Raw genomic sequence first — 18,709 nt, forward strand, 5'->3', positions numbered from 1 at the left:
TTCAGCGATCCTTCGGGTCGAGCGCGTCACGCAGGCCATCGCCGACGAAGTTCACGCAGTAAAGCGTCACGCACAGCATGACGGCCGGGGCCAGCAGCAGCCACGGCATCGATTCGAGTTTCTGCGCGCCGTCCTGGATCAGCACGCCCCAGCTCGTCATCGGCTCCTGCACGCCGAGACCAAGGAACGACAGCACCGATTCGGTCAGCACGATGTTCGGCACCGAGACCGTCGCGTACACGACGACCACGCCGAGCAGGTTCGGCACGACGTGACGCAGCACGATCGACGCCGGCGACACGCCGATCGCGCGCGCCGCATCGACGAATTCGCGGTTGCGCAGCGACAGCGTCTGGCCGCGCACGACGCGCGCCATGTCGATCCACGAGAACGCGCTGATCGTCAGCACGACGAGGATGAACGAGCGGCCGAACAGCGTCATCATCAGGATCGCGATCAGCAAGTACGGGATCGCGTACATCATGTCGACGATGCGCATCATCACGGCGTCGACGCGGCCGCCCGCGAAGCCCGCGGTTGCGCCCCACGCGACGCCGAACAGGCCCGACACGAGCGTGCCGAGCAGGCCGACCTCGATCGACACGCGCCCGCCGATCAGCGTGCGCACGAGCAGGTCGCGGCCGAGCTCGTCGGTGCCGAACCAGTGCTGGTTCGCCCAGGTCGGCGGCAGGCTGATCGAGGCCCAGTCGCTCGCGGCCGGATCGGCCGACAGCAGCCACGGGCCGACGAAGCACGCGAGCGTGACCAGCACGAGCAGCACGAGGCTCAGCACCGCCGCGCGGTTGTGGAGGAAGCGGGCCAGCGCGAGCGCGAGCGGCGAGCGCGAACGCGGCGGCGTGTCGGTCTGTGCGGGCAGGCCGACGACGGGAGAAGTCGGGGTCATCGCTATGCCTCGCTCAATAACGGATGCGCGGATCGAGCCACGCATACGCGAGGTCGACCAGCAGGTTGAACAGCACCGCGCAGACGGTCGTCAGCACGACGAGGCCGAGCACCAGCGTGTAGTCGCGGTTGATCGCGCCGTTCACGACGAGCTGCCCGAGCCCCGGCAGCGCGAACACCGACTCGGTGACGACGGCCGCCGTGATCGACGAGATGCAGACCGTGCCGAACAGCGACACGACCGGCATCAGCGCGGGCTTGAGCGCGTGGCGCATCACGATCGTCGACCCGGGCAGCCCTTTTGCGCGCGCGGTGCGGATGTAGTTGCTCGACAGCGTCTCGATCATCGAGCCGCGCATCACGCGCGCCAGCAGCGACACGTTGATGAACGTCAGCAGCACGATCGGCAGCAGCCGGTACTGCCAGCCGCCGTCGCCCCAGCCGCCCGCGGGCAGCCAGCCGTTGCCTGCCGACGTCTTCAGCAGGATCGCGAAGATCCACACGAGCACCGGGCCGAGCACGAACGGCGGCACGACGTTGCCGAAGTTGCCGATCAGCATCACGACGCGGTCGATGAAGCTGTCGCGGCGCACCGCCGCGACGGTGCCGAGCAGCACGCCGAACCCGATCGAGAGCGGGATCGAGATGCCGCCTACGCCGAGACTCACCGGCAGCGCCTTCTTCACGAGATCGTTGACCGACCAGTCGACATAGCGGAACGACGGGCCGAGATCACCGTGCAGCAGCGCGTCCAGGTACAGCAGGTACTGCTTCCACAGCGGCTCGTCGAGGTGGTACTTGGCATTCAGGTTCGCGAGCGTCGCGGCGGACAGCTGCTTCTCCGTATCGAACGGACCGCCGGGCGTGAAATGCAGCAGCAGGTAGCAGACGGTGATGACCGCGAGGATCGTCGGCACCGCCCACAACGTGCGTCTCAAAGCGTAGGCCAGCATGATCGCTCCACTCAGTGCTTGATCAGGTACATGTCCTGCGAAGCACGCATGTCGATCACGTTCTTCAGCGAGTAGCCGCCGACGTACGGCTTCACGAGACGGTCGGCCGAGTACTGGAACAGCGGCACCATCGGCGTGTCGTTCATCGCCGCGTCGTGCGCCTGCGTGAGCAGCGCGGCGCGCGCCTTGTCGTCGAGCTTCTGGTTGCCTTCGTCGACGAGCGTGTCGGCCTGCTTGTTGCAGTAGCCGACGGTGTTCTGCGAGCTGCCGCAGCGGATCAGGTCGAAGAACGTCATCGCGTCGTTGTAGTCGGCGAACCAGCCGTCGCGCGCGATCTGCACCTTGCCGTCATGCCGCTCCTTCATCAGCACCTTGAACTCGACGTTCTCGAGCTTCGTGTTGACGCCGAGCTTCGTGCGCCATTCCGACGCGGTGAACAGCGCGACCTTCTTGTGCAGGTCGTTGGTGTTGTAGGTCAGCGTGAACGACAGCGGCTTCGCATCCGAGTAGCCGGCCTGCTTCAGCAGGTTCTTCGCGGTCTCGACGCGCTTGGCCATCGGCCACGACGCCCATTCCGGCGTGAACGACTGCACGCCCTTCGTGCCGCTCGGCATCAGCCCGTACATCGGCTTCTCGCCGGCCTGCGTGAGCTTCGACGTCAGCACGTCGCGATCGATCACCATCGACAGCGCCTGGCGCACGCGCTTGTCCTTCAGCGCCGCGTCGCTGTTGTTCAGGTAGTAGTAGTACGTCGCGAGCTGCAGGCCGGGGCGCAGTTCGCCGCCGAACTGCTTGCTGACCTGCTGGAAGATGCCCGACGGGATCGAGTAGCTGTAGTCGATCTGGCCGGCCTGGTACATGCGCATCGCCGTCTCGTCGCTCTCGATCGGCAGGTACGTGACCTTGTTGACCACGACCTTCGGCGCGTTCCAGTACTTCGCATCCTTCGTGATCACGATGCGGTTGTTCGGCTGCCAGTCGACGAGCTGGTATGCGCCGTTGCTGACGATGTTGCCCGGGCGCGTCCATGCGTCGCCGAACTTCGCGACGACGTCCTTGTTCACCGGCGCGAGCGGCACCATCGCGGTCAGCTCGGGGAAGAACGCGACCGGCACGTCGGTCGTCACCTCGACCGTGTACGGGTCGACCGCGCGCACGCCGAGCGTCGACGGCGCAGCCTTGCCGGCGATGATGTCCTTCGAGTTCTTCACGAACTCGACGAGGATCGTGTATTTCGAGCCCGTCTTCGGATCGACGAGGCGCTGCCACGCATAGACGAAATCGGCCGCGGTAACCGGCTGGCCGTTGCTCCACTTCGCATCGCGGCGCAGCTTGAAGACCCACGTTTCCGGCGTCTTGCGCTCCCACGACTGCGCGACGCCCGGCACGACCTGGCCGGCCGCGTCGATGCGGGCGAGCCCTTCGAACAGGTCGAGGCCGATCGTGTTGCCGGTCCACGACTCGATGTGCGCGGGGTCGAGGGATTCGACTTCGGCCGGCACCTGACGCGTCAGGTCCTGTTGCGCGGCGAGCGCGACGTTCGACGGAACGGTAACGGCGGACGCGGACTGCGTCGTCAGGGCGAGCGCGGCCAGCACGGCCGACATGGCATGCAAGGATTTCATCGTGTCAGTACTTGGTGGGTTTTCGGTGCGTGCGTCGCGGCGGGACGCCGCGGGTTACACGTAGGACGCTGCAGTGAGCAGCGATTGAGGAGGCCCGTGAATCTCGTATGGCATCTTAGTATTCCTTACGTTCCTTTCGACAGGTAATCCGTCGCTGGAACGAAGGAATACCTGTGCGTTAGAACAGCCTCGGCGTTCCGACCCAGACCACCACCGACTCGATCTTCGCGGTGTTGGCCCAACTGTGCGGGACCGTCGACTGATAGTGCGCGCTGTCGCCGGCTTGCAGCACGAACGTCCTGCCTTCCAGCGTCAACGACACTTCCCCATCGATCACATACAGGAATTCCTCTCCTGCATGCGTCGTTACTTCCGACCGCGTCTGTCCGGGCGGCAATCGCACGAGGATCGCCTCGAGCTGACGCCCTTCCGTCACGTTCGTGAGCCGCGCGAACAGGTTGGCCGAATCGGCAAACCCGAAGAAGCGCAACTGCTCGCCGCGGCACACCGACCGCTCCTCGCTCGGCGTCTCGACGAAGTACTGCACCGTCACGCCGAGTGCCTGCGCGATACCGGCCAGCGACGTCAGCGACGGCGACGCGAGCCCGCGTTCGACCTGCGACAGAAACGGCTTCGAAATACCCGCGGCTGTTGCCGTTTCATCGAGCGTGCGTTTCAGTCGCTGGCGCAACGCGCGAATCTTGCTGCCCAGAGCGGCGCCAGCTTCGGCTGGCCGCGTGTTTTCAGTGGGGGGAACCATAACAGGCCGAAAAGGGGTCGTCAAAAAATGTTTGATGGAAAATAACTAAGTTAGATCGATATAGCTTAGTCTTCGGGTTTACGTATGTCTCAGGCGTTGCGCACGGTGCGCTAAACACCGTTCGGCCCAGGCCGCAAAACGCGCTATCTTGCCAGACTCGACGCCTTCACAGGCAAGCTGCAAGCGGCTCTCCGGGATATTGCCGAGGCTCTTGACACAAGCTTACAAAGACATGATGAGACGAATCTTCCTGAAAGCTCCTGACACGTCAGGGATTTCCCGGTGTGGCGCGGACCTGACGTGGCGCACCTGTCAACGTTACCAGTCGCGCGCCGGCCGAGGCCTCGCGCCACCTGTCACGGGAGCCGACTGACCCCGCCGGGAGCCAGCCCGCCCGATTTTGCCGCCGCCTTCGCGCTGCCTACCCGGCCGATACGCGCAGGCACCAGATCGACCCTTGGCAGCGCGCGATCCGCGCCGCCCGCTTGAACCGAGATTGACATGCACTCACCTGTTTCCAAAACCCGATCGTTTACGACGGTCTTCCTCATCGAGATGTGGGAGCGCTTCGGCTACTACGGCATGGCCGCGCTCCTCGTCCTCTTCATGATCGACAAGCTCGGCTTCACCGACAGCCATGCGAACCTGACCTGGGGCGCGTTCACCGCGCTCGTCTACGCATCGCCGTCGATCGGCGGCTGGATCGGCGACAAGGTGCTCGGCGCGCGCCGCACGATGATCATCGGCGCCGCGGTGCTGTGCGCCGGCTACCTGATGCTCGCGATGCCGAACGACCGGCTCGCCTACATGTACTCGGCGCTCGGCGTGATCGTGGTCGGCAACGGCCTGTTCAAGGCGAACGCCGCGAACCTCGTGCGCCGGATCTACGAAGGCGACGACGCACGCATCGACAGCGCATTCACGATCTACTACATGGCCGTCAACATCGGCTCGACCGTGTCGATGCTCGCGACGCCGTGGATCAAGGACCACTGGGGCTGGCACACCGCGTTCGCGGTCTGCTGCGGCGGCATGCTGCTCGCGATCCTCAACTTCGTGCTGATGCATCGCACGCTCGCGCACATCGGCTCGCAGCCCGACGACGCGCCGATCCAGTGGCGCCGTCTCGGCGCGGTCGCAGCGGGCGGCGTCGCGCTCGCGCTCGTGACGATGTACGTGCTCGAGCACAAGCAGCTCGCGGTCGCGAGCGTGTGGACGGCGGCGGCCGCGATCCTCGCGATCTTCGCGTACATGATCGCGAAGTCGGAACGCTCGGAGCGCGCCGGCCTGATCGCCGCGCTCGTGCTGATCGCCCAGGTGATCCTGTTCTTCATCTTCTACGTGCAGATGTCGACGTCGCTCACGCTGTTCGCGCTGCGCAACGTCGATCCGCGCTTCATCCTGTTCGGCACGACGCTGTTCACGTGGAGCGCCGCGCAATTCCAGGCGCTCAACCCGATCTCGATCATGCTGCTGAGCCCGGTGCTCGTGCTGATCTACAACGCGTTCTCGAAGCGCGGCCATGACATCCCGGTCGCGCTGAAGTACGCGCTCGGCTTCGGCGCGGTCGCCGCCGGCTACCTGGTGTTCACGATCAGCGGCCGCTACGCGGTCGACGGCCGCGTGTCGTCGTGGTTCATGGTGTGGGGCTACGCGCTCTACTCGCTCGGCGAGCTGCTGGTGAGCGGCCTCGGTCTCGCGATGATCGCCCGCTACGTGCCGGCGCGCATGAGCGGCTTCATGATGGGCGCGTATTTCGTCGCGACGGGCGTGTCGCAGTACCTGGGCAGCGTGATCGCGAACTTCGCGCAGATGCCGTCGCACGACCTGCCGGCGACCGAATCGCTGCCGCTCTACCTGTCGCTGTTCGAGAAGCTCGGCTGGCTCGCGGCGCTCGGCATGCTGATCGCGCTGCTGCTGCTGCCGCTGATGAAGCGCCTGTCGCGCCAGCATCAGCGCTGCGTCGAAGAGCGCCGCGAAGAGACCACGTCGGCAACGGCAGCCGTCGCGGCTCAGTGAAATCCCTTGGCGCGCTGCGTGCGCGCCACATTCTCCTGCCGATTCCCTGCGCCCGTCCTACACTGGTTGCAGGGAGCGCTTCCGACGAGACGCGCGACAGGCAGGAGAACATCATGAAAAGCAAAACGACGCGACTCTTCAGGATGCTGTCGGATATCCGGCGCGCGCAACGCTGCACCGCGCTGCGCGCCGCGAAGGCAGCCGCCGAAGCCGACGCGGTGCTCGCCGAACGGAACGCCGACGCCACCGACGACGATCGCAGCGAAGCGGACACCGACGACGCACCGCCCGCGCCCCGCTCCCGTATCGGCTCACCTCACTAAGGTCCGCACGCGCCACCGGCCGGCTTGCGCCGGTCCGGCCCAACGGCGCCCCGCGCATCGCTCGCGCCGTTCACACGGCCGCCCCGCGCCGCCGCGCCAGCCACGTCCCCGAACTCCCGAGCGCCATCATCAGGCCCAGCGCACACGCATCGGCGGCCACTCCGACGCCGATCACATGCAGCAGGCGCGCGCCTTGCGGCGCCGGATGCAGCAGCGAATCGAGCGTCAGCGAGATCGCCGCCCCCGCGACGAAGCACATCAGTCCGCGCTGGCCGACCGCGACGACCGGGCGCACCGCCTGCGCGATCCGCGCGACCCAGCCGTAGCGCACGCAATCCGCCATCAGCCACGCGATCGCCGCGAAGTTCACGACGCGCGCGAGCGCCAGGTCGCGCTTCATCATCCCCTCCGGCAGCGGCAGGCCCGAGAACAGCTTGACGCTCGCGCAGGCCAGCACGATCGCGCACGCGACGCCGGTTGCCGCGGCAGCCCACCGCCCGAGCGCGACGCGCCGGTAGACGGGCTGGCAGCGCGCGAGCACGCCGGCCACGAACACCAGTTGCCACGCGAACGGGTTGAAGGTCCAGTGGAACGTGTCGCTATCCAGCAGCTCGGGGCCGAGCCAGCCCGCGGCGAGCCACGACGACACGCTCGCGGCGGCGAGCAGCCACGGGCGCCGGCGCGCCCACGGCACGAGCGCCGGCGCCGCCAGCGCGAACAGCACGTACATCGGCAGAACCGCCGCGAGATACGGCTGGCGCTGGAACGTGAGCAGCTCGGCGAGCCCCGTCAACGGCGTCGCGAGCATCACGCTGACGTCGTCGAGCGCGAGGTTCGGCGCGTCGATGCCGTAATGGTCGAGCACCGCGGACACGACGAGCATCAGCGTCGACGTCGCGAGGAACGCGCGATAGATCTGCATCGCGCGGCCCACGAACCGCCGCTGCGCGGCACGCGCGCCGTGCCGTTCCGCGATCGCGCCGTATGCGCTCGCGGTCGCGAAGCCGCCGAGAAACACGAACACCTCGGCGGCGTCGCACAGCGCGAACACGTGCAGCGTCACGCGCGACAGCACGCTCGCGCCGATGTGATCGACGACGATCATCAACAGCACGACGCCCCGGAAGAAATCGACTTCGATCAGGCGGCCGCCGCATGGCGCATGGGCGGAGGACGGCGCGCTCACGGACATGTTCGCGCTCGCGGATCGGCGGCGCGGCGCGCGCCGGAGTCGGTCGGATTCGGAAGGCGCGCGCGGCCGGCGGCGATACGCGTATGCTCGTGTCGCGCCAACCCGGCTGGCCGGGCACGGAGAGAACCGTTCATCGGAAAGCGGCATACGAAGGAATGACGGTCAGGTCAGTCTAGTGGCCGCTCAGGGGAGACCCTAAGTAACAAAGTGCAACCGAATCTTCGGTTCGATTACAGCGGCGGGATCTGCGACGCGACGCGCGGGTGAAACCGTCGGCGCGGTCAGCGCGACGTCAGCGCGCGGTCAGTTGGCGGTCAGCCTGCGGACGGTATCCGATGGCGTCGCGCGCCGCGTTCAGCGGACAGGCAGGCGCCGCATCAGCATCGCGCTGTGCCACGCGGTCAGCGCGACCGCGACCCAGATCGGCCCGTAGGTCGCGAGCTTCGCGACCGTGAGCGTCTCGCCGAGCAGCAGCAGCGACACCACGACGAGCAGCACCGGCTCGACGTAGCCGAGGATGCCGAACAGCGCCATCGGCAGCATCCGGCTCGCCTTCAGGTAGCTCGCCAGCGCGAGCGTGCTGAGCGCGCCGAGCCCCGGCAGCAGCGCCGCCCACAGCGCGGGATGGCCGGCGAGCGGCGTCGTGCTCGTCGCGGCCATCACGGCGGCGACCGGGCACAGCAGCGCCACCTCGACGGCGAACGCGGCCAGCGAATCGGCGTTGATCCGCCGGCGCAGCACGAAATACGGCGGATAGCCGAGCGCGACGACAAGCGTCGGCCACGCGAACGCGCGCGTCGCCCACACCTCGTGCGCGACGCCGAGCGCCGCACACGCAATCGCAGCCCATTGCAGCGGATCGAGCCGCTCGTGATAGTAGAAGCGGCCAACGAGCACCATCGTCAGCGGCAGCAGGAAGTAGCCGAGCGACACTTCGAGCATCCGCCCGTGCAGCGGCGCCCACAGGAACAGCCACAGCTGCACGCCGAGCAGCGCCGCGCTCGCGGGCAGCGCGGTCAGCAGGCGCCAGTCGCGCGCGGCTCGTGCGACCAGCGCAACCAGGGCCGGCCAGCGGCCGCGCAGCGCGATCAGCGCGAGCGCGCCCGGCGCGGTCCACAGGATCCGCCACGCGAAGATGTCGAGCCCCGTGAGCGGCGCAAGCAGCTTCGCATACGCGGACAACAGCGCGAACAGCATCGACGCCGTCACCGACAGCACGAGCCCGCGCCCGGCCTCCGGATATCCCGTCATCGCCCGCTCACTGCTGCTGGAAGCGTTCGTAGCGCTTGTCGGTCTGCCGCTCCTCGAACGTCACCTCGGTCACGCGCGCCGCCGGCGGCCCGTGCCTCAGCCACGCGAGCATCCGGTCGATCTGCGCGCCGGGGCCCTGGAGCGTCGCCTCGACGGTGCCGTCTTCAAGGTTCGCGACCCAGCCGCGCAGCTTCAGCGCGTGCGCCTCGCGCACCGTCGCATGACGGAAGCCGACGCCCTGCACGACGCCGCGCACCCGCACGTAGTAGGTTTCAATCCGTTCGTCATGGTCGTCGCGGCTCATCGTCTTCACCTTCCTGTTGCATCCAAGCCCGGCATTGTAGTCGCGCCGGCCGCACCATGTCAGTGCCCGCCGCCGCCCCGCGCCGAACACGTACAATCTCGCACGATGCACAACCGCCGCGCCGCCCGCGCGCGGCCATGAGGACTCGACTTGCATGACTGATACATCCCGCGATCTCGTTCTGGTCACCGGCGCGTCCGGTTTCGTCGGCTCGGCCGTCGCGCGCATCGCGCAGCAGAAGGGCTACGCGGTGCGCGTGCTCGTGCGCCCGACCAGCCCGCGCACGAACGTCGCGGATCTCGACGCCGAGATCGTCACCGGCGACATGCGCGACGAAGCGTCGATGCGCACCGCGCTGCGCGGCGTGCGCTACCTGCTGCACGTCGCCGCCGACTATCGCCTGTGGGCGCCCGATCCGCTCGAGATCGAGCGCGCGAACCTCGAGGGCGCGGTCGCGACGATGCGCGCGGCGCGCGCCGAGGGCGTCGAGCGGATCGTCTACACGAGCAGCGTCGCGACGCTGAAGGTGACGAGCGCGGGCGACCCGGCCGACGAGAACCGGCCGCTCACGCCCGAGCAGGCGATCGGCGTGTACAAGCGCAGCAAGGTGCTCGCCGAGCGCGCGGTCGAGCGGATGATCGCCGACGAAGGGCTGCCCGCGGTGATCGTCAATCCGTCGACGCCGATCGGCCCGCGCGACGTGAAGCCGACGCCGACCGGCCGCATCATCGTCGAGGCGGCGCTCGGCAAGATTCCCGCGTTCGTCGACACGGGGCTGAACCTCGTGCACGTCGACGACGTCGCGAACGGCCACTTCCTCGCGCTCGAGCACGGCCGCATCGGCGAGCGCTACATCCTCGGCGGCGAGAACCTGCCGCTGCAGCAGATGCTCGCCGACATCGCGCAGATGACCGGCCGCAAGGCGCCGACGCTCGCGCTGCCGCGCTGGCCGCTGTACCCGCTCGCGGTGGGCGCGGAGGCGGTCGCGAAGTTCACGAAGAAGGAGCCGTTCGTCACCGTCGACGGGCTGCGGATGTCGAAGAACAAGATGTATTTCACGTCGGCGAAGGCGGAGCGGGAGCTCGGCTATCGCGCCCGGCCGTACCGCGACGGGCTGCGCGACGCGCTCGACTGGTTCCGTTCGGCGGGCTACCTGAAATAACACAAAGCGGCGCGCATCGCGCCGCTTTGCGCACTTTGTTACACGTCGTACGCGGACCGGCATCGGCGCAGCAGGTAAAATCGCGGGTCTTACGTAGAGAAAGCACGCATGAACCTGAACGATCAGATCGATGCGCTCAATGCCGGCGTCGATCAGCTCCTGCACGATCAACACGCCGCCCAGCAGGCGGCACGCAGCGCCGAAGCATTCGCGCGCGCCGCCGCGACCGAAGCCGAAACGGCCGCCCAACGTCATGCCGCGGCCGAAGCCGACGCGCAAGCCGCCGCGCAGCGCCATGCCCAAGCGGCCGCCGAGGCCGAAGCCGCGCTGCAGCGCCACACCGCGGCAAGCGCCGAAGCGCAAGCCGCCGCGCAGCGCCACGCCGAGGCCACCGCGCAGGCCGATGCCGCCGTGCAGCGCCACGCGGAAGCGACCGCGCTGACCGAAGCGCTCGCGCAACGCCACGCGGACGCCGAAGCCGCATCGCAGCGCCATGCGGCTGCGATCGCCGAAGCCGAGGCCGCCGCGCAGCGTCACTACGCCGCCGCGACCGAAGCCGACGCCGCTGCACAGCGCCATGCCGCCGCCACCGCGCAAGCCGAAGCCGCTGCGCAACGTCACGCGGTCGCGATCGCCGAGGCGGAAGCCGCTTCGCAGCGCCACACGAATGCGATCGCCGACGCGCAAACCGCCGCGCAACGCCAGGCCGACGCCGCCGCGCAGGCCGAAGCCGTCGCGCAACGCCACGCCGAAGCCATCGCCGAGGCCGAAGCCGCCGCACAACGCCATGCCGAGGCGACCGCGCAAGCCGACGCCGTGACGCAGCGCCACACCGAAGCGATCGCGCAGGCCGAAGCCGCCGCGCAGCGCCATGCGGAGGCGACCGCGCAAGCCGAAGCCATCACGCAGCGCCACACGCTGGCGATCGCGGAAGCCGAAGCCGCCGCGCAGCGTCATGAAAAAGCCATCGCCGACGCCGAAGCGCTCGTCGAAGCCGTCGTCAACGGAGCCGCGTCGACGGAAACTGCGGAAGCGGTGGAGACCGTTGAAGCCGTCGAGACGGTGGAAGCCGTGGAAATCGTGGACGCACCGGCAGCAGCCGCCGCGCCGGCCACCGACGCGCCCGCGGCAACCGAAGCCGAACCCGCCGCGGAACCGGAATCCGCGTCAGCGCTGGCGACTTCCGAGGCCCCCGCCGCTGCGGCGGAGAAATCGACGCTGCACGTGGCCCGCCCGTCGCAGAACGAGATCACGCTGACCGTCAACGGCGAATCGATCACGCTGCAGCCCGAACAGCTGAGCCAGCTGATCGAGGAACTCGCGCACGCGCGCGCGTCGATGCAGCCGGAACAGCCGGCGGGCATCCCGGCCGGCTGGCGGTTCGTGTCGACGAAGAATCCGATGATGGCGGTGCAGAAGCAAGCGAACGGCGACCGCCTGCTGGTCGCGCGCCACACCGGTTTCGGCTGGGTGCCGTTCACGTTCTCGCCGGACGTGGTGATTCAGATGTACATGATGCTCACCCAGCGGTAAGCATGGGGCGGCCATCCGTGGGATGGCCATCGAAGGGCGGCCTTGCGCCGCCCTTTTTCACATCGGGCCCGCGCGCTCAGCGATCCACCGGCGCCTGCACGCGCGCCTTCCACTGCCCGCCCTTGCCGCGCCAGTAGCGCCACGCGGACGCGAACGTCGCGCCGACGTAGAACGCCGCGACGAGCGGCAGCGCGGGCGCCCACCACGGCGAGCGCCGGTAGTAGCGCAGCATCGGCGCATAGGCGGTGCACATCGACGCCCATGCGAGCCAGGCCGGCCACGCGCGCGCGCCGTAGGCGAGCGCCGCGACGGGCGGCACGAGGTAGATGATCGTCATGCCGAGCAGCGTGCCGGCCAGCAGCCACGGCGAATAGTGGAGCTGCGTGAACGCGGTGCGCGCGATCATGTTCCAGATGTCGCGCCAGCTGTCGTACGGACGCAGCGACACGCTGCGGTCGGCGAGATCGAGCCGGATCGGATGGCGGCCGCCGCCGCGATGCTTGATCTGCGCGGCGAGGCTGCAGTCGTCGATCAGCGCGTTGCGGATCGACTCGATGCCGCCCGCCTCCTCGAGCGCCGTGCGCTTCACCAGCATGCAGCCGCCCGCGGCGCCGGCCGTCTTGTTGCGCGGGTCGTTGATCCACGAGAACGGGTAGAGCTTCGCGAAGAAGAACACGAACGCCGGGATCAGCGCCTTTTCCCAGAACGAATCGCAGCGCAGCCGCACCATCAGCGACACGAGATCGCGTTGCTCGGCCTGCGCGCGCGTGACGAGCTGCGCGACGGCGTCCGGCGGATGGCCGATGTCGGCGTCGGTCAGCAGCAGGTAGTCGGCCGGCAGGCCGAGCGTGCGCACCGCCGCGATCCCCTGCGACTGCGCCCACACCTTGCCCGACCAGCCGGCCGGCAGCGGCTTCGCGGTCAGCACGGTCAGGCGGTCGGCGCGGTTGATCGCGAGCGCCGCCGCGCGGGCCGCGTCGGCGGTGCCGTCGTCGCTGTGGTCGTCGACGATGATCAGATGAAACGCGCCGGGATAGTCCTGCTCGAGCAGCGAAGTCGCCGCGCGGGCGATCACGTCGGCTTCGTTGCGCGCCGGCACGACCGCGACGACGGCCGGCCAGCCGGCCTCGGCCGCCGCACCGCGCGCGTCGGGCGGCAGCGGTCGCGCCGGCTGCGCGCGCCAGAAGCCGCCGCGCGCGACGAGCAGGACGAGCCAGATCAGCAACGACAGGCAGGACAGCAGGAACACGATCGCCAGCATCATCGGCGCGCCTCCCGGCGGGCGCCGCCCGTAGCGGAGCCGGACGCCGCAATCAGGGTCGGATTTAAAACGCCGGAGACGGCGCATGCGCGCCGCGGCGCGACGGGGTAATACTCGTAGGAATCGACGGTCATCGAGAGGCCTTGAAATATGCTCGACGTCAGGCAACCGAAAGGAAGCCTGCGAAACCGCCTAGTTTACTGGGTTCCGCGCCGGCGGGCGCCGACCCGCCCGTCCCGCGTTTACAACACGATTGCAACACGATCGGAACAGCACCAGAGCAAGGACCTGTGGATAGAGTTAAAATGCGCGATTAATTCGGGGTGCCGGGCCCTGGCCTGCCGGGTCGTTCCTGCATTCATAACATCAAGTCGGGGCGATCGAGCTGGCATGCCGGCTCTCTCGAACCCCGCGTCTGTCGTCGGAGTTCGCTCAATTATGCGAGTCATCCTTGCCCAGCCCCGCGGCTTTTGTGCGGGGGTTGTCCGTGCGATCGAGATCGTCGATCGCGCGCTGCAACAGCACGGCGCGCCGGTTTATGTGCGTCATGAAATCGTCCATAACCGGCACGTTGTAGAAAATCTGCGTAATAAAGGGGCGCGATTCGTTGAGGAACTCGACGAGGTGCCCCACGGCGCTGTCGCGATCTTCAGCGCGCACGGTGTCGCCCAGACGGTCGAGCACGACGCGCAAGCGCGCGGGCTCGACGTGCTCGACGCGACCTGTCCGCTCGTCACGAAAGTGCACGTGCAGGGCCGCCAGTACGTCGCGGCGGGCCGCCGGCTGATCCTGATCGGCCATGCCGGCCATCCGGAAGTCGAAGGCACGATCGGCCAGATTCCGGGCGAGGTCACGCTCGTCCAGAGCGAGGCCGAAGTCGACACGCTGACGCTGCCTGTCGACACGCCGGTCGCGTACGTCACGCAGACGACGCTGTCGGTCGACGATACGCGTGGCATCATCGAAGCGCTGCAGCGCCGTTTCACCGACATCGTCGGCCCGGACACGCGCGACATCTGCTACGCGACGCAGAACCGCCAGGCGGCGGTGCGCGAGCTGAGCGCGCAGGTCGACGTGCTGCTCGTCGTCGGCGCGACGAACAGCTCGAACTCGAACCGGCTGCGCGAGATCGGCACCGAAAGCGGCGTGCCGAGCTATCTCGTCGCCGACGGCTCGGAAGTGAAGGCCGAATGGTTCGCCAACGCGCAGACGGTGGGTCTCACCGCCGGCGCGTCGGCGCCCGAAGAGATGGTCGAGGATGTAATCGGCGCGCTGCGCGCGCTGGGGCCCGTCGAGGTCACGACGATGGCGGGCCGTGAGGAAAAAGTCGAATTCAAGCTGCCGGCGAAGCTCACGCAAGCTGTCGCCCGCGAAGTTTAAGGAGGACAACTCTTGTCTATTCCGCTGCTCCAGCAAGTCCGCGTCGGCGCATACATCATGCGCCAACACCTGTCCGGCAACAAACGCTATCCGCTCGCGCTGATGCTCGAGCCGCTGTTCCGCTGCAACCTCGCCTGTAACGGCTGCGGCAAGATCGACTATCCGGACCCGATCCTGAACCAGCGCCTGTCCGTCGAGGAATGCCTGCAGGCCGTCGACGAGTGCGGCGCGCCCATCGTGTCGATCGCCGGCGGCGAGCCGCTGCTCCACAAGGAGATGCCGGAGATCGTCAAGGGCATCATGAAGCGCAAGAAGTTCGTGTACCTGTGCACGAACGCGCTCCTGATGGAAAAGAAGATGGACGACTACGAGCCGAATCCGTACTTCGTCTGGTCGGTCCACCTCGACGGCGACAAGGACATGCACGATCATTCCGTGTCGCAGGAAGGCGTGTACGACAAGGCGGTCGCGGCCATCAAGGAAGCGAAGCGCCGCGGCTTCCGCGTGAACATCAACTGCACGCTGTTCAACGATGCGATCCCCGAGCGCGTTGCGAAGTTCTTCGACACGCTGGGGCCGATCGGCGTCGACGGCATCACCGTGTCGCCGGGCTATGCGTACGAGCGCGCGCCGGACCAGCAGCACTTCCTGAACCGCGACAAGACGAAGAACCTGTTCCGCGAAATCCTGAAGCGCGGCGAAGGCGGCAAGCGCTGGTCGTTCAGCCAGTCGTCGCTGTTCCTCGACTTCCTGGCCGGCAACCAGACCTACAAGTGCACGCCGTGGGGCAACCCGGCGCGTACCGTGTTCGGCTGGCAGAAGCCGTGCTATCTGGTCGGCGAAGGTTACGTGAAGACCTTCAAGGAGCTGATGGAAGACACGAACTGGGACAACTACGGCGTCGGCAACTACGAGAAGTGCGCGGACTGCATGGTCCACTGCGGCTTCGAGGCGACCGCCGTGATGGACACGATCGCGCATCCGCTGAAGGCGTTCGCCGTGAGCCGGAAGGGCATCAAGACCGAAGGCGCGTTCGCGCCGGACATTCCGATCGACAAGCAGCGTCCGGCCGAGTACGTGTTCTCGCGCCACGTCGAGATCAAGCTCGAGGAAATCCAGCGCGCCGGCAAGGGCAAGCTGCAGAAGCCGGCGAAGCCGGCCGCGGCGGCTTAAGCCGCTTACGATGCGCGCGGCGACGATCGTCGCGCGCATCGTAAGCACAAAAAAGGGTGTGACGGAGCAATCCCGTCGCACCCTTTTGTCTTTTCTGGGGGCAGTTGTCGATCAGGCGGCCATGCCGTGCATTGCGTGCATTTCGCGCTCGCGGATCTTCGCGACGGCCAGCGCCAGCGGCGCCTGAATCCCGGATTGCGCGAACGCGCAGACATGACGCCACAGATCGGCGAGCCGGCTGCGCGACAGCGTCTCGACGCACGCGTCGTGCACAGTCAGCAGTTGCTCCAGCGCCGCGCACTCGTCGTCGCGCAGCGCCCATGCGTCGCCGTTCGCCGCACGTTCCGCGCAGGCATCGAGCACGCGCTCCGCTTCGAGACACAGCTCGAGGCTCGCGGCGTGCGAGCGAACGTCGGCGAGCGACACGAACACCAGATAGACGCTCGTGCGCAGGCGCAGCAGCAATTCCTCATGCCCGTGATTGCCGCGCAGCGCGACGAGCGCCATGTGACATTTCAGCGAGATGTCGCGCACGTGCGCCGGCGGCAACGGCAGCAGCCACTCGCGGGGCAGCGGCCGGCGGCCCTTGACGCCCTTGGTCTTTTTCACTGGCTTCATGGATCAGAACGTGTTCTCGCCCTTCAGGTAATACGCGGTCTTCACGAAGAACGCCTTGACCGGGTGTCCGCTCTGCGCGTCGTTCGCGGCGCGCGCTTCCATCGCGGCCTTCTCTTCGCGCGACCGGTCCGGCGCCGGATTCAGGACACGGGCAATCGCGCGCTGCATCGCGAGCGGATAGTTCTGGTTACCCTCCGTGGTTGCGCGATAGCCGACGCGCGCCAGCAGCGCGAGCTGCGCATCGGTTTCGGCGCGCGCCGCCGACCAGCTTTGCGGCGCGGCAGCCGCGGCCCCGTTCGCGCCGGTCGACTGCGCAAAGGCGGCGGTCGGCAGCGCGACGAGGGCGGACAAGGCAAGAGCGGGAACGAGCGATTTCATAGCGACCTCTTGATGGTTGTTTCAGCAACGATCTGCATCGGTCTCATGCACCGATGCGTCGAAACCATCGTAGACCGCATGCCGACCTGCTTGAATAGCCGGTTTCGCAATTCAAATTTCCTGCTTTGGAAAAATCCCGCAAGCCCTTGCCGCTCAGCGGACTCGGCGCGAGCGAATTCCCTAAATCAATCAATTACCTGAGCGCGGCATTCGCACCATTCGACCTGCTGCGCGCGCGCATCTTTCGTTTTCGGAAATGGCTTGTTGAGCGTTTCGCCCCGGGTTCCGAAGGACGCATGCCATCGCATGTATCCCGCGCGGCTACCTCGCGACATCCACGTTTCGGATCGCGTTGAAACGTGCGCAACTCCGGCATCGCTAAATTGATCGTCATCGTCACCTTCCGCAAGGCGCCGGGCCGCCTCGGACGCTGGTACCGGACCGGCCTGCTCTTCTCGAACGGCCGGCAACCGGCGTGGGACTATCCGCGTGAAGCACCCGGCGGCGATCAGGTCGACCTCGTCGAGGTGATGGATATCGAGGAAGGGGTGATCGTCCGTCACCGGGTCTACTGGGGATGGGTCGGTTTCCGGTCGCTGCTGGCGGCCGTGGCCGAATCGCGGCCCCGGCCGTGACGCGCACGGCAGCCTGTCCGCGCATGCGCGGCGACAGGCAACGGCCGCATCGCTTGCAGCGAGCCTTGCGTCGTGCAAGACTCGCACACATTCAATCATCCTATGATTGGGCCATATCGCAGCGAAATGCGAGCGCATCCTGTTCTCCCTGGACGCCGCGCACAAACAATGCATGTGCCGCAATGACGCCCGTCGACTGCCTCGCGCACGACCGTTGCGCGGCTTGCACGCGATGATCCGGAGGAACCGATGCGACCCGACCTGAACCTGCTGATCGCGCTCGACGCGCTGCTCGAGGAGGGCAGCGTCGCCGGTGCCGCGCGCCGCATGAACCTCAGCCCGCCCGCGATGAGCCGCACGCTCGCGCGCATTCGCGAAACGATCGGCGATCCGGTCTTCGTGCAGGCCGGACGCAGGATGGTGCCGACGCCGCGTGCGCTCGAACTGCGCGGCATCGTACGCGAGACGGTCGAGCGCGCATCGCAGCTGCTCGCGGCGAGCGCCGAAGTCGATCTGCGCAAGCTCGACAGGCAGTTCAATGTGCGCGCACACGACATCTTCGTCGGCATGCACAGCAGCCGGCTGCTCGACGAAATGGCGCGCGGGATGCCGCGCGCGATGATCCGCTTCATGCCCGAGGAAGACGACGTCGACGACGACGCGCTGCGCAGCGGCCGCATCGACCTGTTCATCAGCGCATCGCGCCGCCTCGGACCCGAGATTCGCGTCCAGCCGCTCTTCACGACGACGTTCGTCGGGCTCGCGCGCAGCGCGCATCCGGTGTTCGAAGACGACATCACGCCCGAGCGCATCACGCGCTGGCCGCATATCGGCGTATCACGGCGCGGCAAGTCGTCCGGGCCGATCGACGCCGCGCTCGCCGAGCGCGGGCTCGAACGGCGCGTGCAGCTCGTCCTGCCGACGCCGTACGCGGCCGTGTTCGCGCTGCTGGAATCGGACCTGATCCTGCCGCTGCCCGAGCATCTCGCGCGCAGCGCGGTACAGGCGGGGCTCGGCGTGCGCATATTCGAGCTGCCGATCCCGCTCGAGACCGTGCTGATCACGCAGGCGTGGCATCCACGCTTCCAGGGCGATCCCGCGCATCAATGGCTGCGCCGCGTCGTGCGCGGACTGTGTGCCGGCCCGTCGGCACTGCAGCCGGCGCACACATGACGTCCGCCCGACCCGTGCGTCGAACGCACGCATCGAGTGCGAAGACATCACTGTTCTGATCACAGG

The 18,709-nt window shown here is 67.6% G+C and carries 17 protein-coding genes and 1 pseudogene; 8 read left to right on the forward strand and 10 right to left on the reverse strand.

Going from position 1 to position 18,709, the window contains the following annotated elements:
- Position 1 precedes the first annotated feature (1 nt).
- From B7P44_RS31995 to B7P44_RS32010, 4 genes are all read right to left on the reverse strand, one after another.
- The gene (locus B7P44_RS31995) at positions 2-904 is read right to left on the reverse strand and encodes an ABC transporter permease (protein ID WP_084909812.1); all 903 of its coding nucleotides are present in this window, start codon (positions 902-904) and stop codon (positions 2-4) included.
- A gap of 13 nt (positions 905-917) precedes the next feature.
- Positions 918-1,856, reverse strand: coding sequence for an ABC transporter permease subunit (locus tag B7P44_RS32000; RefSeq protein ID WP_084909813.1), 939 nt, complete (start codon positions 1,854-1,856; stop codon positions 918-920).
- A gap of 11 nt (positions 1,857-1,867) precedes the next feature.
- Complete coding sequence (locus B7P44_RS32005) at positions 1,868-3,481, reverse strand: peptide ABC transporter substrate-binding protein (RefSeq protein WP_084909814.1); 1,614 nt, start codon at positions 3,479-3,481, stop codon at positions 1,868-1,870.
- Positions 3,482-3,659: 178 nt separating this feature from the next.
- On the reverse strand, positions 3,660-4,241 hold the full coding sequence (locus tag B7P44_RS32010) for a cupin domain-containing protein (protein ID WP_084909815.1): 582 nt from the start codon (positions 4,239-4,241) through the stop codon (positions 3,660-3,662).
- Positions 4,242-4,742: 501 nt separating this feature from the next.
- Between B7P44_RS32010 and B7P44_RS32020 the strand changes: the two genes are divergently transcribed.
- Entirely contained in the window at positions 4,743-6,260 is a 1,518-nt protein-coding gene (locus B7P44_RS32020; RefSeq protein WP_084909816.1) for a peptide MFS transporter, read from the forward strand.
- 113 nt (positions 6,261-6,373) lie between these two features.
- Entirely contained in the window at positions 6,374-6,583 is a 210-nt protein-coding gene (locus B7P44_RS32025) for a hypothetical protein (protein WP_084909817.1), read from the forward strand.
- Between the two features lie 70 nt (positions 6,584-6,653).
- Here B7P44_RS32025 and B7P44_RS32030 read toward each other — a convergent pair whose 3' ends face one another.
- From B7P44_RS32030 to B7P44_RS32040, 3 genes are all read right to left on the reverse strand, one after another.
- Complete coding sequence (locus B7P44_RS32030) at positions 6,654-7,775, reverse strand: OpgC domain-containing protein (protein WP_084909818.1); 1,122 nt, start codon at positions 7,773-7,775, stop codon at positions 6,654-6,656.
- A 354-nt stretch (positions 7,776-8,129) separates the two neighbouring features.
- Entirely contained in the window at positions 8,130-9,026 is an 897-nt protein-coding gene (gene rarD / locus B7P44_RS32035; protein ID WP_084909819.1) for an EamA family transporter RarD, read from the reverse strand.
- Positions 9,027-9,033: 7 nt separating this feature from the next.
- Complete coding sequence (locus B7P44_RS32040; protein ID WP_084910143.1) at positions 9,034-9,330, reverse strand: acylphosphatase; 297 nt, start codon at positions 9,328-9,330, stop codon at positions 9,034-9,036.
- A 154-nt stretch (positions 9,331-9,484) separates the two neighbouring features.
- Here B7P44_RS32040 and hpnA point away from each other — a divergent pair, with 154 nt between their 5' ends.
- On the forward strand, positions 9,485-10,492 hold the full coding sequence (hpnA, locus tag B7P44_RS32045; RefSeq protein ID WP_010090176.1) for a hopanoid-associated sugar epimerase: 1,008 nt from the start codon (positions 9,485-9,487) through the stop codon (positions 10,490-10,492).
- Between the two features lie 108 nt (positions 10,493-10,600).
- Positions 10,601-12,025 (forward strand): phage tail protein, encoded by a 1,425-nt coding sequence (locus tag B7P44_RS32050; RefSeq protein WP_084909820.1) that lies wholly within the window; start codon positions 10,601-10,603, stop codon positions 12,023-12,025.
- Between the two features lie 76 nt (positions 12,026-12,101).
- Here the strand turns inward: B7P44_RS32050 and B7P44_RS32055 are convergent, their stop codons facing one another.
- Complete coding sequence (locus B7P44_RS32055; protein ID WP_084909821.1) at positions 12,102-13,289, reverse strand: glycosyltransferase; 1,188 nt, start codon at positions 13,287-13,289, stop codon at positions 12,102-12,104.
- Between the two features lie 435 nt (positions 13,290-13,724).
- On the opposite strand from B7P44_RS32055, the gene ispH reads away from it, so the two are divergent.
- Together ispH and hpnH are read left to right on the forward strand one after the other, a co-directional pair.
- Positions 13,725-14,666, forward strand: coding sequence for a 4-hydroxy-3-methylbut-2-enyl diphosphate reductase (ispH, locus tag B7P44_RS32065; protein WP_084909822.1), 942 nt, complete (start codon positions 13,725-13,727; stop codon positions 14,664-14,666).
- A gap of 12 nt (positions 14,667-14,678) precedes the next feature.
- Positions 14,679-15,839 carry an adenosyl-hopene transferase HpnH gene (hpnH, locus tag B7P44_RS32070; RefSeq protein ID WP_084909823.1) on the forward strand — a complete coding sequence of 387 codons (1,161 nt, stop codon included), beginning with the start codon at positions 14,679-14,681 and terminating at the stop codon, positions 15,837-15,839.
- A 111-nt stretch (positions 15,840-15,950) separates the two neighbouring features.
- Here hpnH and B7P44_RS32075 read toward each other — a convergent pair whose 3' ends face one another.
- Positions 15,951-16,457 (reverse strand): hypothetical protein, encoded by a 507-nt coding sequence (locus tag B7P44_RS32075; RefSeq protein ID WP_084909824.1) that lies wholly within the window; start codon positions 16,455-16,457, stop codon positions 15,951-15,953.
- Between the two features lie 3 nt (positions 16,458-16,460).
- The gene (locus tag B7P44_RS32080; RefSeq protein ID WP_084909825.1) at positions 16,461-16,835 is read right to left on the reverse strand and encodes a hypothetical protein; all 375 of its coding nucleotides are present in this window, start codon (positions 16,833-16,835) and stop codon (positions 16,461-16,463) included.
- 419 nt (positions 16,836-17,254) lie between these two features.
- On the opposite strand from B7P44_RS32080, the pseudogene B7P44_RS32085 reads away from it, so the two are divergent.
- Both B7P44_RS32085 and B7P44_RS32090 read left to right on the forward strand, forming a co-directional pair.
- A pseudogene (locus B7P44_RS32085) lies at positions 17,255-17,470 on the forward strand (nuclear transport factor 2 family protein); the annotation flags it as partial.
- A 249-nt stretch (positions 17,471-17,719) separates the two neighbouring features.
- Positions 17,720-18,643, forward strand: a complete 924-nt coding sequence (locus tag B7P44_RS32090) for a LysR family transcriptional regulator (RefSeq protein WP_084909826.1) — start codon at positions 17,720-17,722, stop codon at positions 18,641-18,643.
- Positions 18,644-18,709: the final 66 nt, after the last annotated feature.

The organism is Burkholderia ubonensis subsp. mesacidophila (genome assembly GCF_002097715.1).
In the GTDB taxonomy this organism is placed as follows: domain Bacteria; phylum Pseudomonadota; class Gammaproteobacteria; order Burkholderiales; family Burkholderiaceae; genus Burkholderia; species Burkholderia mesacidophila.